Source organism: Mycolicibacterium phocaicum, from assembly GCF_010731115.1.
In the GTDB taxonomy this organism is placed as follows: Bacteria; Actinomycetota; Actinomycetes; order Mycobacteriales; family Mycobacteriaceae; genus Mycobacterium; species Mycobacterium phocaicum.
In genome coordinates this window covers 2,753,333-2,769,692 of sequence record NZ_AP022616.1, presented here as the reverse complement: position 1 = coordinate 2,769,692, position 16,360 = coordinate 2,753,333, and the positions used below count along the sequence as shown (strand labels likewise).

Genomic DNA, 16,360 nt, shown 5'->3' with positions numbered 1-16,360 from the left:
AGGCACGCTGCAAGACGCGCGTACCAAATGGATCTCAGCTACCTTTCGGCTCATGATCTCCGTCGTCATCCCGTGCCGGGACGGTGCCGGCGTGCTCGCCAAACAACTGGATGCCGTACTAGCGCAGGAGACCAGTACCGAGTTTGAGATCGTCGTCGCCGACAACGGGTCGACGGACGGCACCGCCGATTTGGTGCACTCCTACTCGGATCCGCGTGTGCGCGTCGTGGATGCCGGTCGGGCACCGGGCGCCAATGTCGCTCGCAACATTGGGATCGCGGCGTCCAAGGGCGAATACATTCTGCTCACTGATGCCGACGATGCGGTCCACGCGGGATGGATCGAGGCGTATCACCGGGCGTTCATGGGAGGAGCGCAGGCCGTCGGCGGAGGACTTGATCGCATCCTCGCAGACGGCACGCTGCTGGCTCGGGAACGTCGGCTCTATCCGGCGCTCGGCCGCAAGGATGTGTTCGCGAATGGAACGAACTGCGGGTTCACGCGCGAGCTGTTCCACCGGGTGCACGGCTTCGATGAATGGTTCAAAGGCGGCGCTGACGAAGTCGACTTCTTTTGGCGGGTAGCCGAAGCCGGGTTCATGTTGGAGTTGGTGCCGGATGCTGTGGTGAGCAAGGTGCAGCGCACCGATCTGAAGGCGGCGTTCGTTCAGTATCGGAATTTCGGCCGCGGTGAAGCACGCGTACTGGACAAGTTTCGTCCGTGGTGGCTGGGACCCGCCGTGGTGGGGGCTGCATTTCAGTCGGTCGTATGGGGTGCGGCGTGGTTGTCCGGTGTCGGCCGCCGGAAGACGACGTGCGCGCTGGCGTGGAACCTTGGCGCGCTGCAGGAAGCAGTACAGCTGCTGCGCGTCCGCGCTGTCGGGCGGGCATAGATCAGGACCCGCTCGACCGTCGCGGCCGATTTGCTGACGGCCGTCATCACATTGGCAACAGCCGTCTTGTGATGGTCAGACGGCCGCCGACAGGTAGCCGCCGCGTCAATTTACGGTTTGCTAGAGGTTTGTCATTTGCGTGCCGCCAGGTTGGTGGCAGTCGTACCCTGCATTTCAGTCTCGATCAAGGCCGGACAACGGCGCCCGGCCACACCTCGATCTGACGCTGGAGTGCCATGACGAAACCACGGCCGCCACTGCAGCCGTTGCCGCCCGTCGCCGCGGGCCAGGTCCATGCGCCGCTCAACCGGGATCGCACCCCGCCGTACAAGATCGCCGGCTTGATCGTGGCTCTTGTCACGATCGCGGGGATGACGCTCACCTGGCTCCAGTTCCGTGGCGCCTTCGACAGCAAGGCTCAGGTGTACGTGCTGGCCAGTCGGGCCGGGCTGTCGATGGACAACGGCTCGAAGGTCACCTACAACGGCGTGCCGATCGGGCGGCTCACGGGCAGCGAGGTGGTGGCTGCCCCCGGCGAGAAGGCCGAAGCCAAATTGATCCTCAACGTCGACCCGCGATACCTCGACGTGCTGCCCCGCAACGTCGACGTCAAGCTGCTCGCCACAACGGTATTCGGCAACAAGTACATCTCCATGACCTCGCCGCCGAACCCGACGCCGCAGCGCCTCAAGGCCGGCGATACCGTGAACGCCGTCAGCGTCACCACGGAATTCAACACGCTGTTCGAGACCATCACCGCGATCTCCGAGCAGGTCGACCCGATCAAGCTGAACGCGACGCTGTCGGCGGCGGCCCAGGCCCTCGACGGGTTGGGCGACAAGTTCGGTCAGTCGCTGGTGAACGGCAACGTCATCCTGGCCGATCTGAACCAGCGGATGCCGTCCATCCGGCATGACAACCGCGCGCTGGCCGATCTCGCCGAGGTCTATGCGAACGCGTCCCCGGACCTGTGGGACGGCCTCAAGAACGCGGTGACCACCGAGCGCACCTTGAATGATCAGCGCGACAACATCGATCAGGCGTTGATGGCATCGGTCGGGTTCGGCAACACCGGCGGCGACATCTTCGAGCGCGGCGGGCCGTATCTGGTTCGTGGCGCCCAGGATCTGCTCCCGACGTCCCAGGTGCTCGACAAGTACAGCCCCGAAATCGATTGCGGCATAAGGGCCCTCCCGCGCGCGGTGCAGGCGACGTCCTTCGCTGTCGGCGGCAACGGCTACTCGCTGATATCGCACACCGCGCTCGTCGGTTCGGCGAATCAGTACGTCTATCCCGACAACCTGCCGCGGATCAACGCCAGGGGAGGGCCGATGGGCCGGCCCGGCTGCTGGACCGTCACGCGCGACATCTGGCCCATGCCGTACATGGTGATGGACACCGGTGCGTCGATCGCGCCGTACAACCATTTCGGTCTCGGTTCGCCGTTCGCATCCGAGTACGTCTGGGGTCGTCAGGACGGCGAGAACACCATCAATCCGTGAGCGCCGATGGGGACCGTTGCGGAGTAGGCTGGGCGACGCCGATCCGCTCGGGCTGTCCCTCCGCCTGTTCATCACGGCACGGTGGGCTGTCCCAATGAGTGATCGACAAGGCCACGCAACTCTGATCGACCACCTCGCTGGGGGTATGGCTACAGGACATTCTCGGGACCCACGGCCGCCCAAACGATCTTGCCGGTCGGCGTCGGGAGGTTTCCCCATCCGCGGGTCAGCGCGGTCACCATGGCCAGCCCTGATAGCTGGCTGGTGCCGGAGCGCGCTTCTTCCCGGCGCTGCGCCAGTGCGGTACTGGCATCCTCGACAGCTACCGCGACCACGTGGCCGTCGTACTCAACCCGAAGCGTGGGCGCGGAGTCGGTGTGCCGCAGCACATTTTCGACGAAGGCCGTGGCGACCGTTGCCGCGATCGGGATCAGAGGGGTGCACGACCATCCGGACAACCAGCCGCCGACCAACCGCTGTGCGTCGACGATGCTGCTGACGTGCGGAGGAAGATCGGCACGTGCCCGGCGTTTCGGTTGGGGCCACTCGTCGCCCACCGCCTGCAGCGCGTCCTGCGTTGTGGCGAATGCAGGCACGTAACGCGTGATGCCGCATTGCCGGATGAGCCGGCGGGCGGCCTCGTCGGCGCACACCAGCACGATCGGCACGTCAGGCCAGACTCGAACGTGCCAACGGGCACTTGAGAACACCGACCACGCCGACGCGTCAGGGACGCGCAACTCATTGACATCGACGATCACCACGCGGGGTTCGTCCACCGCGGCTCTGACCACGCTGTCGCGCAACATGCGATATGAGACACCATCGAGTTCGCCGGTGCAGCGCAACGTGTATTCGCCGCACCTCCCGAAGACAGGTGCGCTGACTCGCAGCTGTGCCATGACTTTTCGGCCGTTCCGAGCTAGGGACTTTCCCCGCCCCAGAACTTCCTACCCAGTCGCGCTGGGGTGAAACGGTGAGCCGTGGTTTCTCGGAGTCAGCGTTTGCGGCTGCAGTTGGGCTGGGCCGGCTTGGCCGGCCAGGTGCACACGTTGAGGTACGTCTCGGCGCCGAACCCGCCGCCGTCGAACACGCCGTAGCTGTCGCCATGAGTGCCGGTATAGGTGGCGCCCCCGCCACCGCTCGGTCCGCCATCGGACGACACGATGGTGGTGACGGCCCAGCCCTTGCCTTCTAGTGCGGTCTTGTAGGCGGTCACGACGTCGGTCGGGGAGCCGGTGACCTTGAAGCTGAGGTGAATCCCGTTGTCCGCGATCGGGTCTGGGCCCCAGGTCTGGGCAGTGCCGGTGGGCGTCGGCACCAGCGCCTGCAACTGCGCGGGGGTTGCCGCTGCGGCCGGGGCGGTGCTCGACGATGCTGTGGTGCCGGAGTCGTTCTTACCGGCGCAGCCCGCCACGAGGCCGATCACGGCTGCGGCGACTGCCACCGAACGGATTGCGTTGCCCATGGTCGCTCCCATCGTCATGGGCACGGTATCAACGTATTCGACGGGGTGGTCAGAAATGGCGCGGTTGGGCGGCCATGGGAAACCCACCTACGATGCCAGGGTGGCAGGGGACGGCTGGGTAGCGCACATCCCGGCGGCCACCTACGGCCCGCCCCGGCTGGGCGGTGCCGTCATCGCGCGGCCGGCGGTCACCGGATTGTTGTCGGATTTGGATGCCGAGCTGGTGATGGTCGTCGCGCCCGCCGGCTACGGCAAGACGACGGCGGTGGCGCTCTGGGACGACGCCGACGCCCGGCTATTCGCCTGGGTGCGGCTCGACCATCTCGACAACGATCCCGCCCACCTGTTGCTGCACCTGGTGACGGCGGTGGACCAGGTCACCCCGGTCGATCCCGCGACGCTTCAGTACCTCCGCGGCGCCGGCCGGGCCGTGGAAACCCAATTGGTTCCCGCGGCCATCGCGGCGCTGGAGTCGGCCGGGCCGATTGTCTTGGTGCTGGACGATATTCATGAGCTGACGCACGAAGCGGCGCTGTCGACCTTGCGTGCCCTGGTCCAATTGGCGCCGCGGTCCACGACGCTGACGCTGATCGGCCGCACCGCGCCGCCACTCGATCTGGCGCGCCGCCGGCTGCAGGGCGGCGTGCTCGAGATCGGCACCGACGAGCTGAAACTTTCTGTGGCAGAGGCAGAATCGGCGCTCGACTCGGTCGGCGGACCGGTCGGCCCGACGGCGGCGCTGGTGGTCGACCGGTGCGAGGGCTGGGCTGCCGGTGTGGTGATGGCGGCCATGGCGTTGCGTGACGGTTCATCGGTGGAGGCGATCACCGGACGTCACCGCCTGGTGGCGGACTATCTGGTCGAAGAGGTACTGGGCCGGCTGGACCCGTCCGTCGAGGCATTCCTCGTGGAATCCGCGGTGCTCGACCACTTCACCGCCGACGATCTGAACAGCGTTCTGCAGCGGGATGATTCGGCGCACATGCTGAGCACGATCAGCGCCTCCGGCAACCTGTTCCTGGTCTCGCTCGACGCGCAGGGCATCGAATACCGGTACCACCGGCTGTTCGCCGACCTGCTCCGTGCGCGGCTGCGCAATCGCGATCCGGAACGGTTCCGCGCCCTCGCGTCCCGGGCGGCTGAGCATCTCGAGCGGACCGGCGACATCGACGGGGCCCTGTTCCAGGCGCTCGCGGCCGCTGACCCGGCACATGCCGCGGCGCTCGTGGAACGCGATGCCGTGCGTCTCGGATTCGACGGCCGCGCAGGCATCTTGGAGCGCCGCCTGAGCCTGCTCGACGAGCGCGTGTTCGCCGATCACCCGGACGCCGCGATCGCCCGGGCCTGGTTCGGGCTGACGCTGGGGGACGCCGATCTGGTCCAGCGCTCCCTGTTGCTGGCCGCTGCCGCGGACCGGGGTGCGGGCCTGGCAGACGGGGCGCCGTCGGTGACAGTCGCGGCCGCCCTGGTCGGCGCGCTCGTCGGCATCGGCGGGGTGCTCGAGGTGGTCCGGCATGCCGACACGGTCTGCGCCGCCGGCGACCACCTCGTCAACCCGTGGTGGGGCGCGGCCGCCTCCGTCAAAGGCGGAGCGCTGTCGATGGCCGGTGACCCCGAAAATGCCAGGGCGACACTGGAATCGTCGCTCCCGGTCCTCGACGATCTGCCCGGGTTCCGGGCTGTGGCACTGGCACATCTGGCCCTGCTGGACCTCGACGACGGCGCCGTTGCGTCCGCGGCGCAGCGCAGCGCGCAGGCGCGGAGCATCGTCGACTCCCGCGACCTGTGCGATCTGGTGCCCGTGGTGTTGGTCTACGCGGTCGACGGATTGGTACGCAGCCACCGCGGCGACGTGGCCGGGGCGCGGGATGCGGTGCGCGGGGCCGAACGGCTGCTGGACCGGCTGGGTGACCTGGCGGCGCGCACCGCGGCGCTGGGACATGCGCTGGCCGCGGCCACCGCCCTCGAGATCGACGACCCGGAACTGTGCCGCCGGCACCTCGACGCGGGGCTGCTGGCCGCACGGCGGGAGCCCGACGCGGCCGCGGTGCACCTGCGGTTGGCTCGGGTTCGAGAATTGCTTGCGGCACATGCGCAGCACGGGCCGCGGCCGGCACTGACCGCGGCCGAGCTGCGTCTGCTCCCGCACCTCGCGACCCACCTGTCGCTGCAGAAGATCGCCGCTGAACTGCACCTCGGGCGGGAGACCGTGAAGAGCCAAGCCAAGGCGATCTACCGCAAGCTGTCGGTGTCGTCGCGCGCCGAAGCCGTGGCCGAGGCGACGCGCCTCGGCCTGCTGGATCAGTCCTGACCCGTCAGGCCTTGCGGGCCAGGAACCGCGAGAACGGGATCAACATCGAGAACTCCGCGATGAGCACGACCGTGATCATCACCGTGACGCGCGGGTCGCTGAAGTTCTGGCCGGCCACCACGAAGGCGGCCGCCGCGTTGCGCTGCGCGGTGCCCAGCGCCAGGACAGGCCGGGCCGCCGTGCTGAAAAACACCAAACCCCAACCGATTCCGGCGCAGATCGCGGTGTAGACGACGGCGGCCAGCAGCCCCCGGGTGCCGTAGATCGACAGCACCTCCCGGAAGTTCGCGACGATGGTCAGCACGACCACCAGGACCATGCCGACGGTGCTCACCAGCCCGACTGCGGGCCGGATGCGCGCGGCCGTGCCCGCGGACCGCTGCCGCCAGAACAGCCCGATCGCCAAGGGGATCAGCATGAGGATCACAAGCGAAGACGCGATCGCGAGCGGATCGACCGACGACCCCTTGAGGAAGATCGGCAGGACGATCGGCACGTACACCACCGTGGTGATCATCAGCAGCACCATCAGGCCCACCGTCAAAGCCGTGTCGGCCTTGGCGAATTCGGCGAGCTTGATCAGGAACGGCGCGCCCGCGGCCAGCCCGCACAGCAGCAGACCCACTCCCAGGGCCTCGTCGAGATCGAAGAGGTGCCAGAGCCCGAGTGCAACCAACGGCGCGGCAACGAAATTGGCCACGAGGGTCAGGCTCACCCCCCGAACGTCCTTGAGCGGAGCCAGGATCTGGGCCGGAGTCAGACTCAGTCCGACGCCCAGAGTGCTGGCCACCACGAAGACGACGACCGCGATGTTGGAACCGCGAACCGCCAGCTCGGTTACCGTCACATCGTCACCAGGTTGCGCCAGAACGACTTCAAGCTCTCGCTGGCGCCGAACAGCGTCGTGAAATGTGTCGAGTCGACCAGCACGATGTCGCCGGCACGGTCCCCGGTCGGCGGCATGTGGATCAGCGCATTGAACTCGGTGTTGCCTGCCAGCGTGAAGGGGTGCGGCCGGGTCTGGTCGATCAGCTGCCGGCCCAGCACCCGCAACTCCGGGCTCTCGGGGGCGGTCAACTGGTAGTGCGGCAGGTGCGGGTGCAGGGCCAGCGTCGTGACGTCACGCAGCAGACCGGCAGAGTCCAGGTCGCGGAAAGCGGTAAGGGGCACAATCTGTTTGGTGCCCTCAACCGTCGCGGGTCGCAGACCCCACGTGTTGTGCACCGGGATGTTCAGCCCCGTAAGCAGCGACCGCGCGAATCCGCTGAAGTTCTGCACCCGCGGTGTCAGCGGGTCGCCGTGGTGCAGGTACTCCATCTGCTGCTGCTCTTTGTCGTCGGTGAAGCCGACGTCGTGGTGCGGGGCCAGCATCAGGCAGGTGCCCTCGCGCTTCAGCCACTGCTGGATCGCGGCGACCTCCTCGGGGGTGGCTTCCTCGTCGCCGAGCAGATGGTCCAACCCGAAGATCATCAGGGTGTCGGTGTCGTTCAGGATGCGTTCGTCGATCGGCAGCCGGTAACCGGCCTGATCGACCCGCTGGAACACCGCCACCGGATGCCCCGTCGCTTCACCGGCGACATCCTGGAAGGACAACGAGGAGCGGTGGAACAGCTCCAGCGTGCCGTCGACGCCCTGCAGGAACTCCCGCGCGCTGTATTCGACACCTTCGTAGGCCGGCCACGTCGCCGCGCGCACCTCGGTCATGGTGGAGAACCGGTTGTACAGCAGTGCCGGGTCGCGCTGGGCCTCCCACGGGTAGCTCCACGACCAGTAGATGCTGACACGGCGGTTGCCGTTGTGGGGGCGCGTGATGTGGGCCTGGTTGTAGGTGCGGGCGTAAGAACTCATGATGCTCCTTGATGTCCGAGTGTGGAGAGATAGCGCAGTGCGGTCAGGCCGGGTAGGAAGAAGTATGCCCCGCCCCGCAGTGTGGTGAATGCCGGTAACCCTTTGTGCACCTTGCGGATCGGCCGTTTGGGGATCGTGAAGTCCAGCGTGCCGTCCTGGGTGCCGCAGATGGGGTCGTGTTCGTTGCCGAGCTCCTGGAACGCGGTGTCGTTGATCCAGACGTTCTGGGCGAACTCGAACTGCCGCACCAGGCTGGCGCAGATCAGGAACATCCCGACGCCCCGTTCGACACCGTCGTCGGGAGCGCCCGCGGGCAGCGCCGGCCCGTAGGTGCCGCTGCGCCGGATCATCCTGCGCCGATTGGGATTCGGCTCGGTATCGCGCGGGTTGAGCCGACGTGCGTGGGAGCCCACCGGACATTTGTAGCCGTGCGGGTCCATCGTGGCGTAGTCGAAATCGTTGTTGTGCATCGGGTCCGCGCCGAGCTCGGGATCGTCGTGCTCGGGCGCCAAGACCAGTGGTGCGCCGCTGCGCCAGCGGCCCATGAACTTGGCGGCCAGCAACTCCTCGCCCTCGGCGTCCGCGGCGTGCTGCTTCAGGTAGTCGCGGAAGGTTCCGACATGCTCCTCCAGCCTGCGGTACGCCATGAAGCTGCCGTTGCGTGAAAGCACCTCGCGGGCAGGCTGATTCGAGACCAGACCCTCCTCGTCCGGATAGCCGAGGAGGAATTCCCCCGCAGCCAGCGCCCCGCCGGCGCCGGGGATCAGCGTCTCGCCGGAACCGGCCATCTGCGGCTGCGACACCGGATCGCGGTAGCCGAAGTGATCGTGGTCGTACTCGAACGGCGCAGTGGCCGCCAGATCGAGATGCGACAGCGACCGCACGCCGGGGCAGCGGGCCAACAGTGCGTCGTGCTCGCCGACGCAGCGCACCCGTTCGTCCTCGTCCCTTGCGAACAGGATGACGATGGCATGGAGGTCGTCACCCGCGAGCCCGCCCACCCAGTGCTCCGGTGCGGCGGCGCCGGTATCGCCCAGGATATCGGCGCGGGCCGCCATGCCCTCGCGGAACTCGGCGGGGAAGGTGGCCAGCGTCTGCTCGTCAAGTCCCAACGCGCGCAAGCCGTTCCAGGTGAACGCCAGGTTCACCCACCGCTTGAAGATGTTGACCGTCTTGCGCACATCGGTCGCCGAGTGCACCAGCGGGACCATCTCGGCCAGCCAGGCCTGCCCGGCTTCGGGGGTGTCGAACGACAGGAACTCGTACCGGCCGGTGAGGTGAGGCGTCCCGGTCAGCATGATGTGCTGAATATCGTCGAACTCGAGTTCTGTCACTGCATCTGGTCCAACATGTCGGAGAACGCGGCCTTGAGCCGCAGGGCCTTCTTGATCTCCACCGCCGTCACGTAGGGGTACTCGCCGTACTCCAGGAAGCTCGGCACCTGGTGCTCGCGGACGAACATGATGAACGCCTCGGGGTTGGTCTTCCAGTCGGCGGGGAAGCCCTCCAGATGGGTGAACGCCGTGGTGATCCCCGTCGAGCTGAACAGCTTGACGGCGTCCTCGGTGTACTTGTCGAAGTCGGTGTCGAAGATGCCCTGGTACTGGAAGTGCAGCCCGGAGCCGACGTCGAACAGATTCCACCGCAGATAGTGCAGCTTCAGCGGGGCCAGCACGTCGGGCTGTGCGGCGACGGCAGCCTCGAGTTGCTTGCCGTAGTCCCGGATCGCCTGCTCATGACCGTCGAGCACCTTGGCGATGATGTTGAAGCCGTAGCACGCCGGGGTGCGCGGGAAGACCGGCCCGTAGCGACCGCGGGTGAGTTCGAAGTAGCCCTCTTTCGGGATCGCCAGAGCTGCGGGTTGGGTCCAATCGTCATTTCCGTTGTGCGCCATGGCAACGAGATTATGAACGCCGCGGACTCCCGTCGTCCCCCGATTCGGGGGAAATTGACGCGCGGGCCGTCGTCTGGTCGTTCAGCCGCGGCTGACGGTGTTGGACCGGCCCGGATCGGGAATCTCCGGGGTCCCGGAGTGGTAGGTGACGTGGTTGTCCATGCCGGACGTGACGATCTTGTCGGCGGAGTCGACCGTCACGGTGTTCTCGATCCCGGAGACCTCGACGGTCGCGCAGTGCCCGGTGATGGTGACGCTGTTGGACACCCCGCTGATGCTGATCGGCCTGTCGTTGCACGCGACGGTGCGGTGACCGCGCACACCCGCGACCTGAATGGGCCGGTTGGGATCGTCGGACTGCGGCGGCAATTCGACCAGGCCGGGACCGGACTGCACCGTGGTGCCGTTGACGACCACCGACGATTCGTCGCCCGGTTGCGGCGGGGTCGGGGCGGCCACCGAGACGCTGGGCTGATGGTTGGAGGAGGGCGGGAGAAACGTCAGGTGTTTCTTGCCGGTCGTTCGGTACGGACGTTGCGCGGCGAGCTCTGCGGGGCCGGTGTACGGCGTGCCGGCCGCGGGCGTGCGCGAGGACCACCCTTGGCCTGGCTCCGTCAGCTCCGAGGCCCGTGCCTGATCGGTCATCGCGCGTTCGAGCTCGCGGATGCGGGCTTCAGGATCGTCGTCGCGACTCATGATCCGATGCTGTCACACCCGGCGAAGTCAACGCCACAGATAGCGGGTCTTGGGCCGGCCGGTCCCGCCGTATTCGCTTCGGCGCGTGACGGTTCCGTCGTCGGCCAGCCGCTCCAGATAGCGCCAGGCGGTCACCCGCGCAACCCCGACCGCCTTGGCGGCCTCGTCGGCCGTCAGCCCGTCGGGACTGTCCCGTACCGCGCGGGCGATGTCGTCGTTCGTCAGCGCCGACGCGCCTTTCGGGGCCGCGGATTTATCTGCGCTGGTGCGCAATTCGGCGAGCGCCCGGTCCACCTCGGCCTGGCTGGCCGCGTCGACCCCGGCCGGGAGCGCCGTCCGGTACCGCTGATAGCGGTCCAGCCGGTCCCGGAAGGCCGCGAAGGTGAACGGCTTCAACAGATACGCCAGCGCGCCGTGCGCGACGGCGGCGCGCACCATCTCCAGATCGCGCTCGGAGGTGATGGCGATGATGTCCGGCGCCGGCCGCAGCCCGGACAGTGCCGACGCCAGGCTGATGCCGCTGGCGTCGGGCAGGCCGAGGTCCAGCAGGACCAGGTCGATGGGCTGGTCGGTGGTGGTCGCGCGGGTCGCGGCGTGGATGGCCTCGCGCGCGGTGTGGGCCACCGCCGCGACGGAAAACCCTTCCAGCCGTTCGACATACGTGCGGTGCGCCTCGGCGATCAGGGGATCGTCGTCGACGATCAGCACGGTGGTCATGAGGTTGCCGCCGGAATCGTCACCGACACCACCGAACCGTAACTGACATCGGACGACAACGTGCCGCCGTGCCGCTTGACCACCTGTGCCACCAGGGCGAGACCCAGCCCGTGTCCCGGCGCCGATTTCGTCGAATAGCCACGGCGCATGGCGTTTTCGAATGTCGCCGGGTCCATGCCGGTGCCGCTGTCGGCCACCCGCATGTGCAGTTCGGCGCCCGGCTCGCACCGCACCGTCACCTCGACCCACGGCTCGTCGCGGTCGCACGCGTCGATCGCGTTGTCGATCAGGTTGCCCAGCACCGTCACCATTTCCGGCCCGCTCAGCGGTAGTTGTGAAGTGTCCGAAGGTAATTGTGAGTCCATGGTGACGGTGAAGTCGATGCCACGTTCGTGGGCCTGGGCGCTCTTGCCCAGCAGCAATGCCACCAGGGCGGGTTCGCGGACCTCGCTGGACAGCCGGTCGACGAGCCGCTGGGACAGCTCCAGTTCGTCGGTGGCGAAGGTGACGGCGTCCGCCGGGCGCCCCATCTCGACCATGGTGATCACCGTGTGCAACTTGTTCGCCGCTTCGTGCGCCTGCGCCCGCAACGAGTCGGTGAGGACCTTCAGCGAGCTGAGTTCTCCCAGGGTGCTTTGTAATTCGGTGCGGTCCCGGATCGTCACCACCTCCGAACCTGAGGCGCCGGCCACCGGTGACCGGCTGACCACCAGCACCCGGTCGTCGGTGACGTGCACCTCGTCGCGTACACCGGGATCGGCCGCGCGCAGGAACTCCGGCAGATCGGACAGGGCCACCGCGCCGGGCGGCAGTGCCAGCAGGCGCCGCGCCTCGTCGTTGGCCAGTGCCACGCGTCCCCTCTCGAGCACCAGCAGGCCTTCGGACACCGAGTGCAGTACGGCATCGTGGTGCTCGTACATCACGCGCAACTGGTCCGGCCGCAGCCCGTGGGTCTGGCGGAGCAGGCGGCGCCGGATCAGCCAGGTGCCGGCCAGTGAAAGGGCAAGGGCGGCAAGGCTGATCGCCGCGATCACCGGGATCTGGTGGCGCCACTGCGCCGTCAGCGTGGTCTCGGTGATGCCCGCGGCGACCAGGCCCACCACCCGTCCGGCACCGTCCCGCACCGGGGCGATGGTTCGCACCGAGCGGCCCAGCGTCCCGGTATAGAACTCCGTGTGTGTCTGGCCTTTCAGGGCCTGCGCCGTAGTGCCCAGGTAATGGCCGCCGATCTGGCGCGGGTCGGTGTGGGTGAACCGGGTGCCGTCGGGCGCCATGACGGTGATGAAAGCGATGCCCGTCTGGGCCCGAACGGTTTCGGTCACCGGCTGAAGTACTTCCGTGGCGCTGCCCGTCTGGATGGCGGCAGCCGTCGACGGCGCGTCGGCCAGTGCCGTCACGACGCCGGTGAGCAGCTGTTTGGCCGCGGCGTCATTGGTGCGGCGCGACTGCACCACGGCCAGCGCGCTGCCGGCCACCACCACGACGATGATGATCGCGATCTGCAGGGCGACGATCTGGCCGGCCAGGGACCAGCGCGGCGCGGCCGGCCAACTGCGCATCACTGCGTCCTTCTGTAATCCGCCTGCTCGTGGCGTGCGCGGTGAACTTCCGTGAACGAAATGAACATATGCGTGACGTGCCTCACGTTCTGGACCAACATCCTTGCAGAAGTTTTCGACATCGAGGCCGGAGGACTGCCCGACATGACTGATCAAGCGCCCCGTCGCGACCGCACCCATTGGCTGTACATCGCGGTGCTCGTCGCCGTGGTCGGCGGTGTGGCCGTCGGCCTCATCGCGCCGGGGGTGGGCAAGGACATCGCGGTCCTCGGCACCCTGTTCGTCAACCTGATCAAGATGATGATCACGCCGGTCATCTTCTGCACGATCGTGCTGGGCATCGGCTCGGTGCGCAAAGCCGCGACGGTCGGCAAGATCGGTGGCCTGTCGCTCGCCTACTTCCTGGTGATGTCGACGGTGGCGCTGGCGATCGGATTGGTCGTCGGCAACCTGCTGAGCCCCGGATCGGGCCTGCACCTGTCGGCGCAGGCAACCGGTCAGGGCGCGAAACTGGCCCAGAAGGCGCATGAGGCCGGCGGCCTCATGGACTTCGTCTCGCACATCATCCCCGAGACGCTGTTGTCTGCGCTGACCAGTGGAAACGTGCTGCAGGCGCTGTTCATCGCGCTGCTCGTCGGCTTCGCCGTGCAGGCGATGGGCACTGCGGGTGAACCCGTCCTGCGGGGCGTCGAGCACCTGCAGAAACTGGTGTTCCGGGTCCTGATCATGATCCTGTGGCTGGCGCCGATCGGCGCGTTCGGCGCCATGGCCGGCGTCGTCGGCCAGACCGGCTGGCGCGCGGTCACCCAGCTGCTGACCCTGATGCTCGGGTTCTACGTGACCTGCGTCGTCTTCGTCTTCGGTGTGCTCGGCGTGGTGCTGTGGTCGGTGACGCGGATGTCGATCTTCCGGCTGGTCCGCTACCTGGCGCGCGAATACCTGCTGATCTTCTCGACGTCGTCGTCGGAGTCGGCGCTACCTCGGCTGATCGCCAAGATGGAGCACCTGGGCGTGGACCGCAGCACCGTCGGCGTCGTGGTGCCGACCGGCTACTCGTTCAACCTCGACGGGACCGCCATCTACCTGACCATGGCGGCGCTGTTCATCGCCGACGCCATGGGGCGGCCGATGGCGATCGGGGAGCAGTTGGCGCTGCTGGCGTTCATGATCGTCGCCTCCAAGGGCGCTGCCGGGGTCACGGGCGCGGGCCTCGCAACGCTGGCCGGCGGCCTGCAGAGTCACCGGCCCGACCTGCTGGACGGCGTCGGCCTGATCGTCGGCATCGACCGGTTCATGTCGGAGGCGCGGGCCGTCACCAACTTCTCGGGTAACGCGGTTGCCACCGTTCTGATCGGCTCGTGGACCGGGACGCTCGACCGGGCAAAGGCCGACGCCGTGCTGAGCGGCGGCGATCCGTTCGACGAACTGACGATGGTCGACGTGGAGACGCAGAGCCCGTCGGCAACGTCGGTGTGACGGCCGTCTCGTCGTGAACAAAATGTGAATTCGTCGATAACAGCGAATCCGGGGCCCACTTCAGGTGGGCCTCGGCGCTGTCCCGATCTTGATGCACAGAAGTGGAGCCTGAGTTCTATCGTGCAGATGGGACGGATGGGATAGAAGGCGTTCGTGTCGCGGTGTGATGTTTAGCTCACTTTGTCTGGGAATGTCAGGAATCCGTGTTTCGAAACGCTCAGAAATGAGGTCGACCTTTGTTTGCTCAAATTTAAATTGACCGATGTTTTAGCAGGTGGGAGCATCGATCGCCATTGATAACAAGTGCATAACAATTCGCAACATAAGTAACTCCTAAGAGCCTCTGATCAATTCGTGACGTGGCGTCGCTGAAGCTGTCCGGAATGTCGGTGGCGGTCACTACACTTCTTGAAAGCAGCGCTCATCCGGGCGCACCCGAACGGGAAATCGACTACCGGCGCGTTGCCGCGCTGGCGGAGGTACCGAAGATCGTGGCAAATAATAACGCTCGTGCAAAAGCGAAGCGGGCCGGCGCCCGGGCGCTGCGCGGAACCATGGACATCGCGCAGATTGGCCGCGGCACCATTGCCGACATCGCCGAGAGCGCGGGCCAGTTGGTCGCGACCAGCTACGCCGACAACATGGTGTCGCTGATCGAGCCCCGCAGCCGCAGCATCCGCGATATCGCCGTCGACGGTGAGCCGTTCGCGGTCGTCGCCACCGACGATCGGGCCTACGTCGCCGTGTCCGGTGCGGAGTTCGACGGCATCGCCGTCATCGACGTCGCCACCGGTGCTGAGCTCGCCGCCTACCCGCTGGCCTCCGGCGTCAGCGCCCTCGCCGTCAGCCCCGACGGCAAGCGCGTCTTCGCGGGTCGCGCCGGTGATGCGTACATCGACGTCGCCGTCATCGACATCACCGCCGACCGCGTCGGCACCATCGAGATCGCGACCGGTGCCGCCATCAGCATCGACGCCCTCGCGGTCGACCACACCGGTCACCGGCTCTACGTCGCCACCACCGACGAGGTGGGCAGCCAGCTGGTCGTCGTCGACACCGAGACCGCGCGCATTCGCAACACCATCGTCATCGGTGCTCCGATCCGCAGCCTGGCGCTCGGCCCGGACAACACCGCCTACGTGCTGACCTCGGACCTGACCGCCCGCGGTGAGGTGCACGTCGTCGACCTGGCCGCCGGTCGCGTGACCGGGCGTTTCGCCGTCGGTGACACGCCGACCCAGCTGGTGCTCGGCGCCGACGGCACCCGTGCCTACGTCGTCGACTACAACCGGGTCTCGGTGTTCTGCACCCAGACCAACACGGTCGTCGACACCATCGCCGCGGACGTCCAGCCGTCCTGCGTCACCGTCAGCCGTGACGGATCGACGCTGTACGTCGCGGACGTCGCCGGTGACGTCACCTCGGTCGCCGTCGAGGCCCCCAAACCGCTGCTCTACTCGCAGTTCATGGCGAGCAAGCCCGTCGCCATGCGCGAGGTGCGCGCGCTGGAGCCCGCGACCGTCTGATCGACCAACAAAGAACGCCCCCGCCTGCCAGCGGGGGCGTTCTTGCGTTCGTGGGGCTAGTGCGTGCCCGTGCAGTCCAGCGACACCGAAATGGTCCTGCTGGTCTGCGGCAGCAGGATCGAATTGCTGTTGCGGCCCAGGCCGGGGCCGACCCACGGCACCAACTGGGTCGTCTGTTGCGGATTGCGCACACTGGTCACCGTGCACTCCGACACCGGCGCGGTCCCGAGCTTGTCGATCGTGACCACGTAGCCCTCGGACTGCAGCCGGTTGATCGTGTCCTGCGCCGATTCGGCGGCGGCCAATCCCGCCGGCGCGAGCATCGTCAGGGCACCCCCGATTGTCGCCGTGGCGAGCGTCCAAATCCTGCGCATGATTTTCTCCTGTCGTGCCAACGCTAATCATCCTCCTACCTGGCATGGTCGGCTAGCATCTCGACATCCCAGCGGCAGCAACCCAGAGGCGAAATTC

The 16,360-nt window shown here is 67.2% G+C and carries 15 protein-coding genes; 5 read left to right on the top strand and 10 right to left on the bottom strand.

Features of this window, described 5'->3' with window-relative positions; genetic code table 11:
- Positions 1-52 precede the first annotated feature (52 nt).
- A complete protein-coding gene (locus G6N46_RS13340; protein WP_138248132.1) occupies positions 53-892 on the top strand; it encodes a glycosyltransferase family 2 protein in 840 nt (279 codons plus the stop codon).
- 236 nt (positions 893-1,128) lie between these two features.
- Positions 1,129-2,394: an MCE family protein gene (locus G6N46_RS13335; protein WP_138248133.1), complete on the top strand. Its 1,266-nt coding sequence runs from the start codon at positions 1,129-1,131 to the stop codon at positions 2,392-2,394.
- Positions 2,395-2,543: 149 nt separating this feature from the next.
- On the opposite strand, the gene G6N46_RS13330 is transcribed toward G6N46_RS13335, so the two are convergent.
- Together G6N46_RS13330 and G6N46_RS13325 are read right to left on the bottom strand one after the other, a co-directional pair.
- On the bottom strand, positions 2,544-3,296 hold the full coding sequence (locus tag G6N46_RS13330) for an STAS domain-containing protein (RefSeq protein WP_138248134.1): 753 nt from the start codon (positions 3,294-3,296) through the stop codon (positions 2,544-2,546).
- Between the two features lie 95 nt (positions 3,297-3,391).
- Complete coding sequence (locus tag G6N46_RS13325; protein ID WP_234880553.1) at positions 3,392-3,880, bottom strand: hypothetical protein; 489 nt, start codon at positions 3,878-3,880, stop codon at positions 3,392-3,394.
- Between the two features lie 82 nt (positions 3,881-3,962).
- On the opposite strand from G6N46_RS13325, the gene G6N46_RS13320 reads away from it, so the two are divergent.
- Positions 3,963-6,173 carry a winged helix-turn-helix domain-containing protein gene (locus G6N46_RS13320; RefSeq protein ID WP_234880554.1) on the top strand — a complete coding sequence of 737 codons (2,211 nt, stop codon included), beginning with the start codon at positions 3,963-3,965 and terminating at the stop codon, positions 6,171-6,173.
- Between the two features lie 4 nt (positions 6,174-6,177).
- Here the strand turns inward: G6N46_RS13320 and G6N46_RS13315 are convergent, their stop codons facing one another.
- From G6N46_RS13315 to G6N46_RS13285, 7 genes are all read right to left on the bottom strand, one after another.
- Positions 6,178-7,020 (bottom strand): bile acid:sodium symporter family protein, encoded by an 843-nt coding sequence (locus G6N46_RS13315; RefSeq protein WP_138248136.1) that lies wholly within the window; start codon positions 7,018-7,020, stop codon positions 6,178-6,180.
- Positions 7,017-8,021, bottom strand: coding sequence for a hypothetical protein (locus G6N46_RS13310; RefSeq protein WP_064861017.1), 1,005 nt, complete (start codon positions 8,019-8,021; stop codon positions 7,017-7,019). Before G6N46_RS13310 ends, G6N46_RS13315 begins: the two co-directional genes overlap by 4 nt.
- Positions 8,018-9,355, bottom strand: a complete 1,338-nt coding sequence (locus tag G6N46_RS13305; RefSeq protein WP_338100895.1) for a Dyp-type peroxidase — start codon at positions 9,353-9,355, stop codon at positions 8,018-8,020. Before G6N46_RS13305 ends, G6N46_RS13310 begins: the two co-directional genes overlap by 4 nt.
- On the bottom strand, positions 9,352-9,915 hold the full coding sequence (locus tag G6N46_RS13300) for a hypothetical protein (protein ID WP_061004407.1): 564 nt from the start codon (positions 9,913-9,915) through the stop codon (positions 9,352-9,354). The genes G6N46_RS13305 and G6N46_RS13300 overlap by 4 nt, the downstream gene beginning before the upstream one ends.
- Before the next feature lie 81 nt (positions 9,916-9,996).
- Complete coding sequence (locus tag G6N46_RS13295) at positions 9,997-10,611, bottom strand: DUF3060 domain-containing protein (RefSeq protein ID WP_163692749.1); 615 nt, start codon at positions 10,609-10,611, stop codon at positions 9,997-9,999.
- Positions 10,612-10,638: 27 nt separating this feature from the next.
- Entirely contained in the window at positions 10,639-11,328 is a 690-nt protein-coding gene (locus G6N46_RS13290) for a response regulator (protein WP_061004403.1), read from the bottom strand.
- Positions 11,325-12,887, bottom strand: coding sequence for a sensor histidine kinase (locus G6N46_RS13285; protein WP_138248137.1), 1,563 nt, complete (start codon positions 12,885-12,887; stop codon positions 11,325-11,327). The genes G6N46_RS13290 and G6N46_RS13285 overlap by 4 nt, the downstream gene beginning before the upstream one ends.
- A 144-nt stretch (positions 12,888-13,031) precedes the next feature.
- On the opposite strand from G6N46_RS13285, the gene G6N46_RS13280 reads away from it, so the two are divergent.
- Together G6N46_RS13280 and G6N46_RS13275 are read left to right on the top strand one after the other, a co-directional pair.
- Positions 13,032-14,363, top strand: a complete 1,332-nt coding sequence (locus tag G6N46_RS13280; RefSeq protein ID WP_138248138.1) for a cation:dicarboxylate symporter family transporter — start codon at positions 13,032-13,034, stop codon at positions 14,361-14,363.
- 359 nt (positions 14,364-14,722) lie between these two features.
- Positions 14,723-15,889 carry an MmpL3/TtfA transport complex stabilizer gene (locus tag G6N46_RS13275; protein ID WP_234880555.1) on the top strand — a complete coding sequence of 389 codons (1,167 nt, stop codon included), beginning with the start codon at positions 14,723-14,725 and terminating at the stop codon, positions 15,887-15,889.
- A gap of 56 nt (positions 15,890-15,945) precedes the next feature.
- On the opposite strand, the gene G6N46_RS13270 is transcribed toward G6N46_RS13275, so the two are convergent.
- Positions 15,946-16,263 (bottom strand): hypothetical protein, encoded by a 318-nt coding sequence (locus G6N46_RS13270; protein ID WP_163692747.1) that lies wholly within the window; start codon positions 16,261-16,263, stop codon positions 15,946-15,948.
- Positions 16,264-16,360 lie beyond the last annotated feature (97 nt).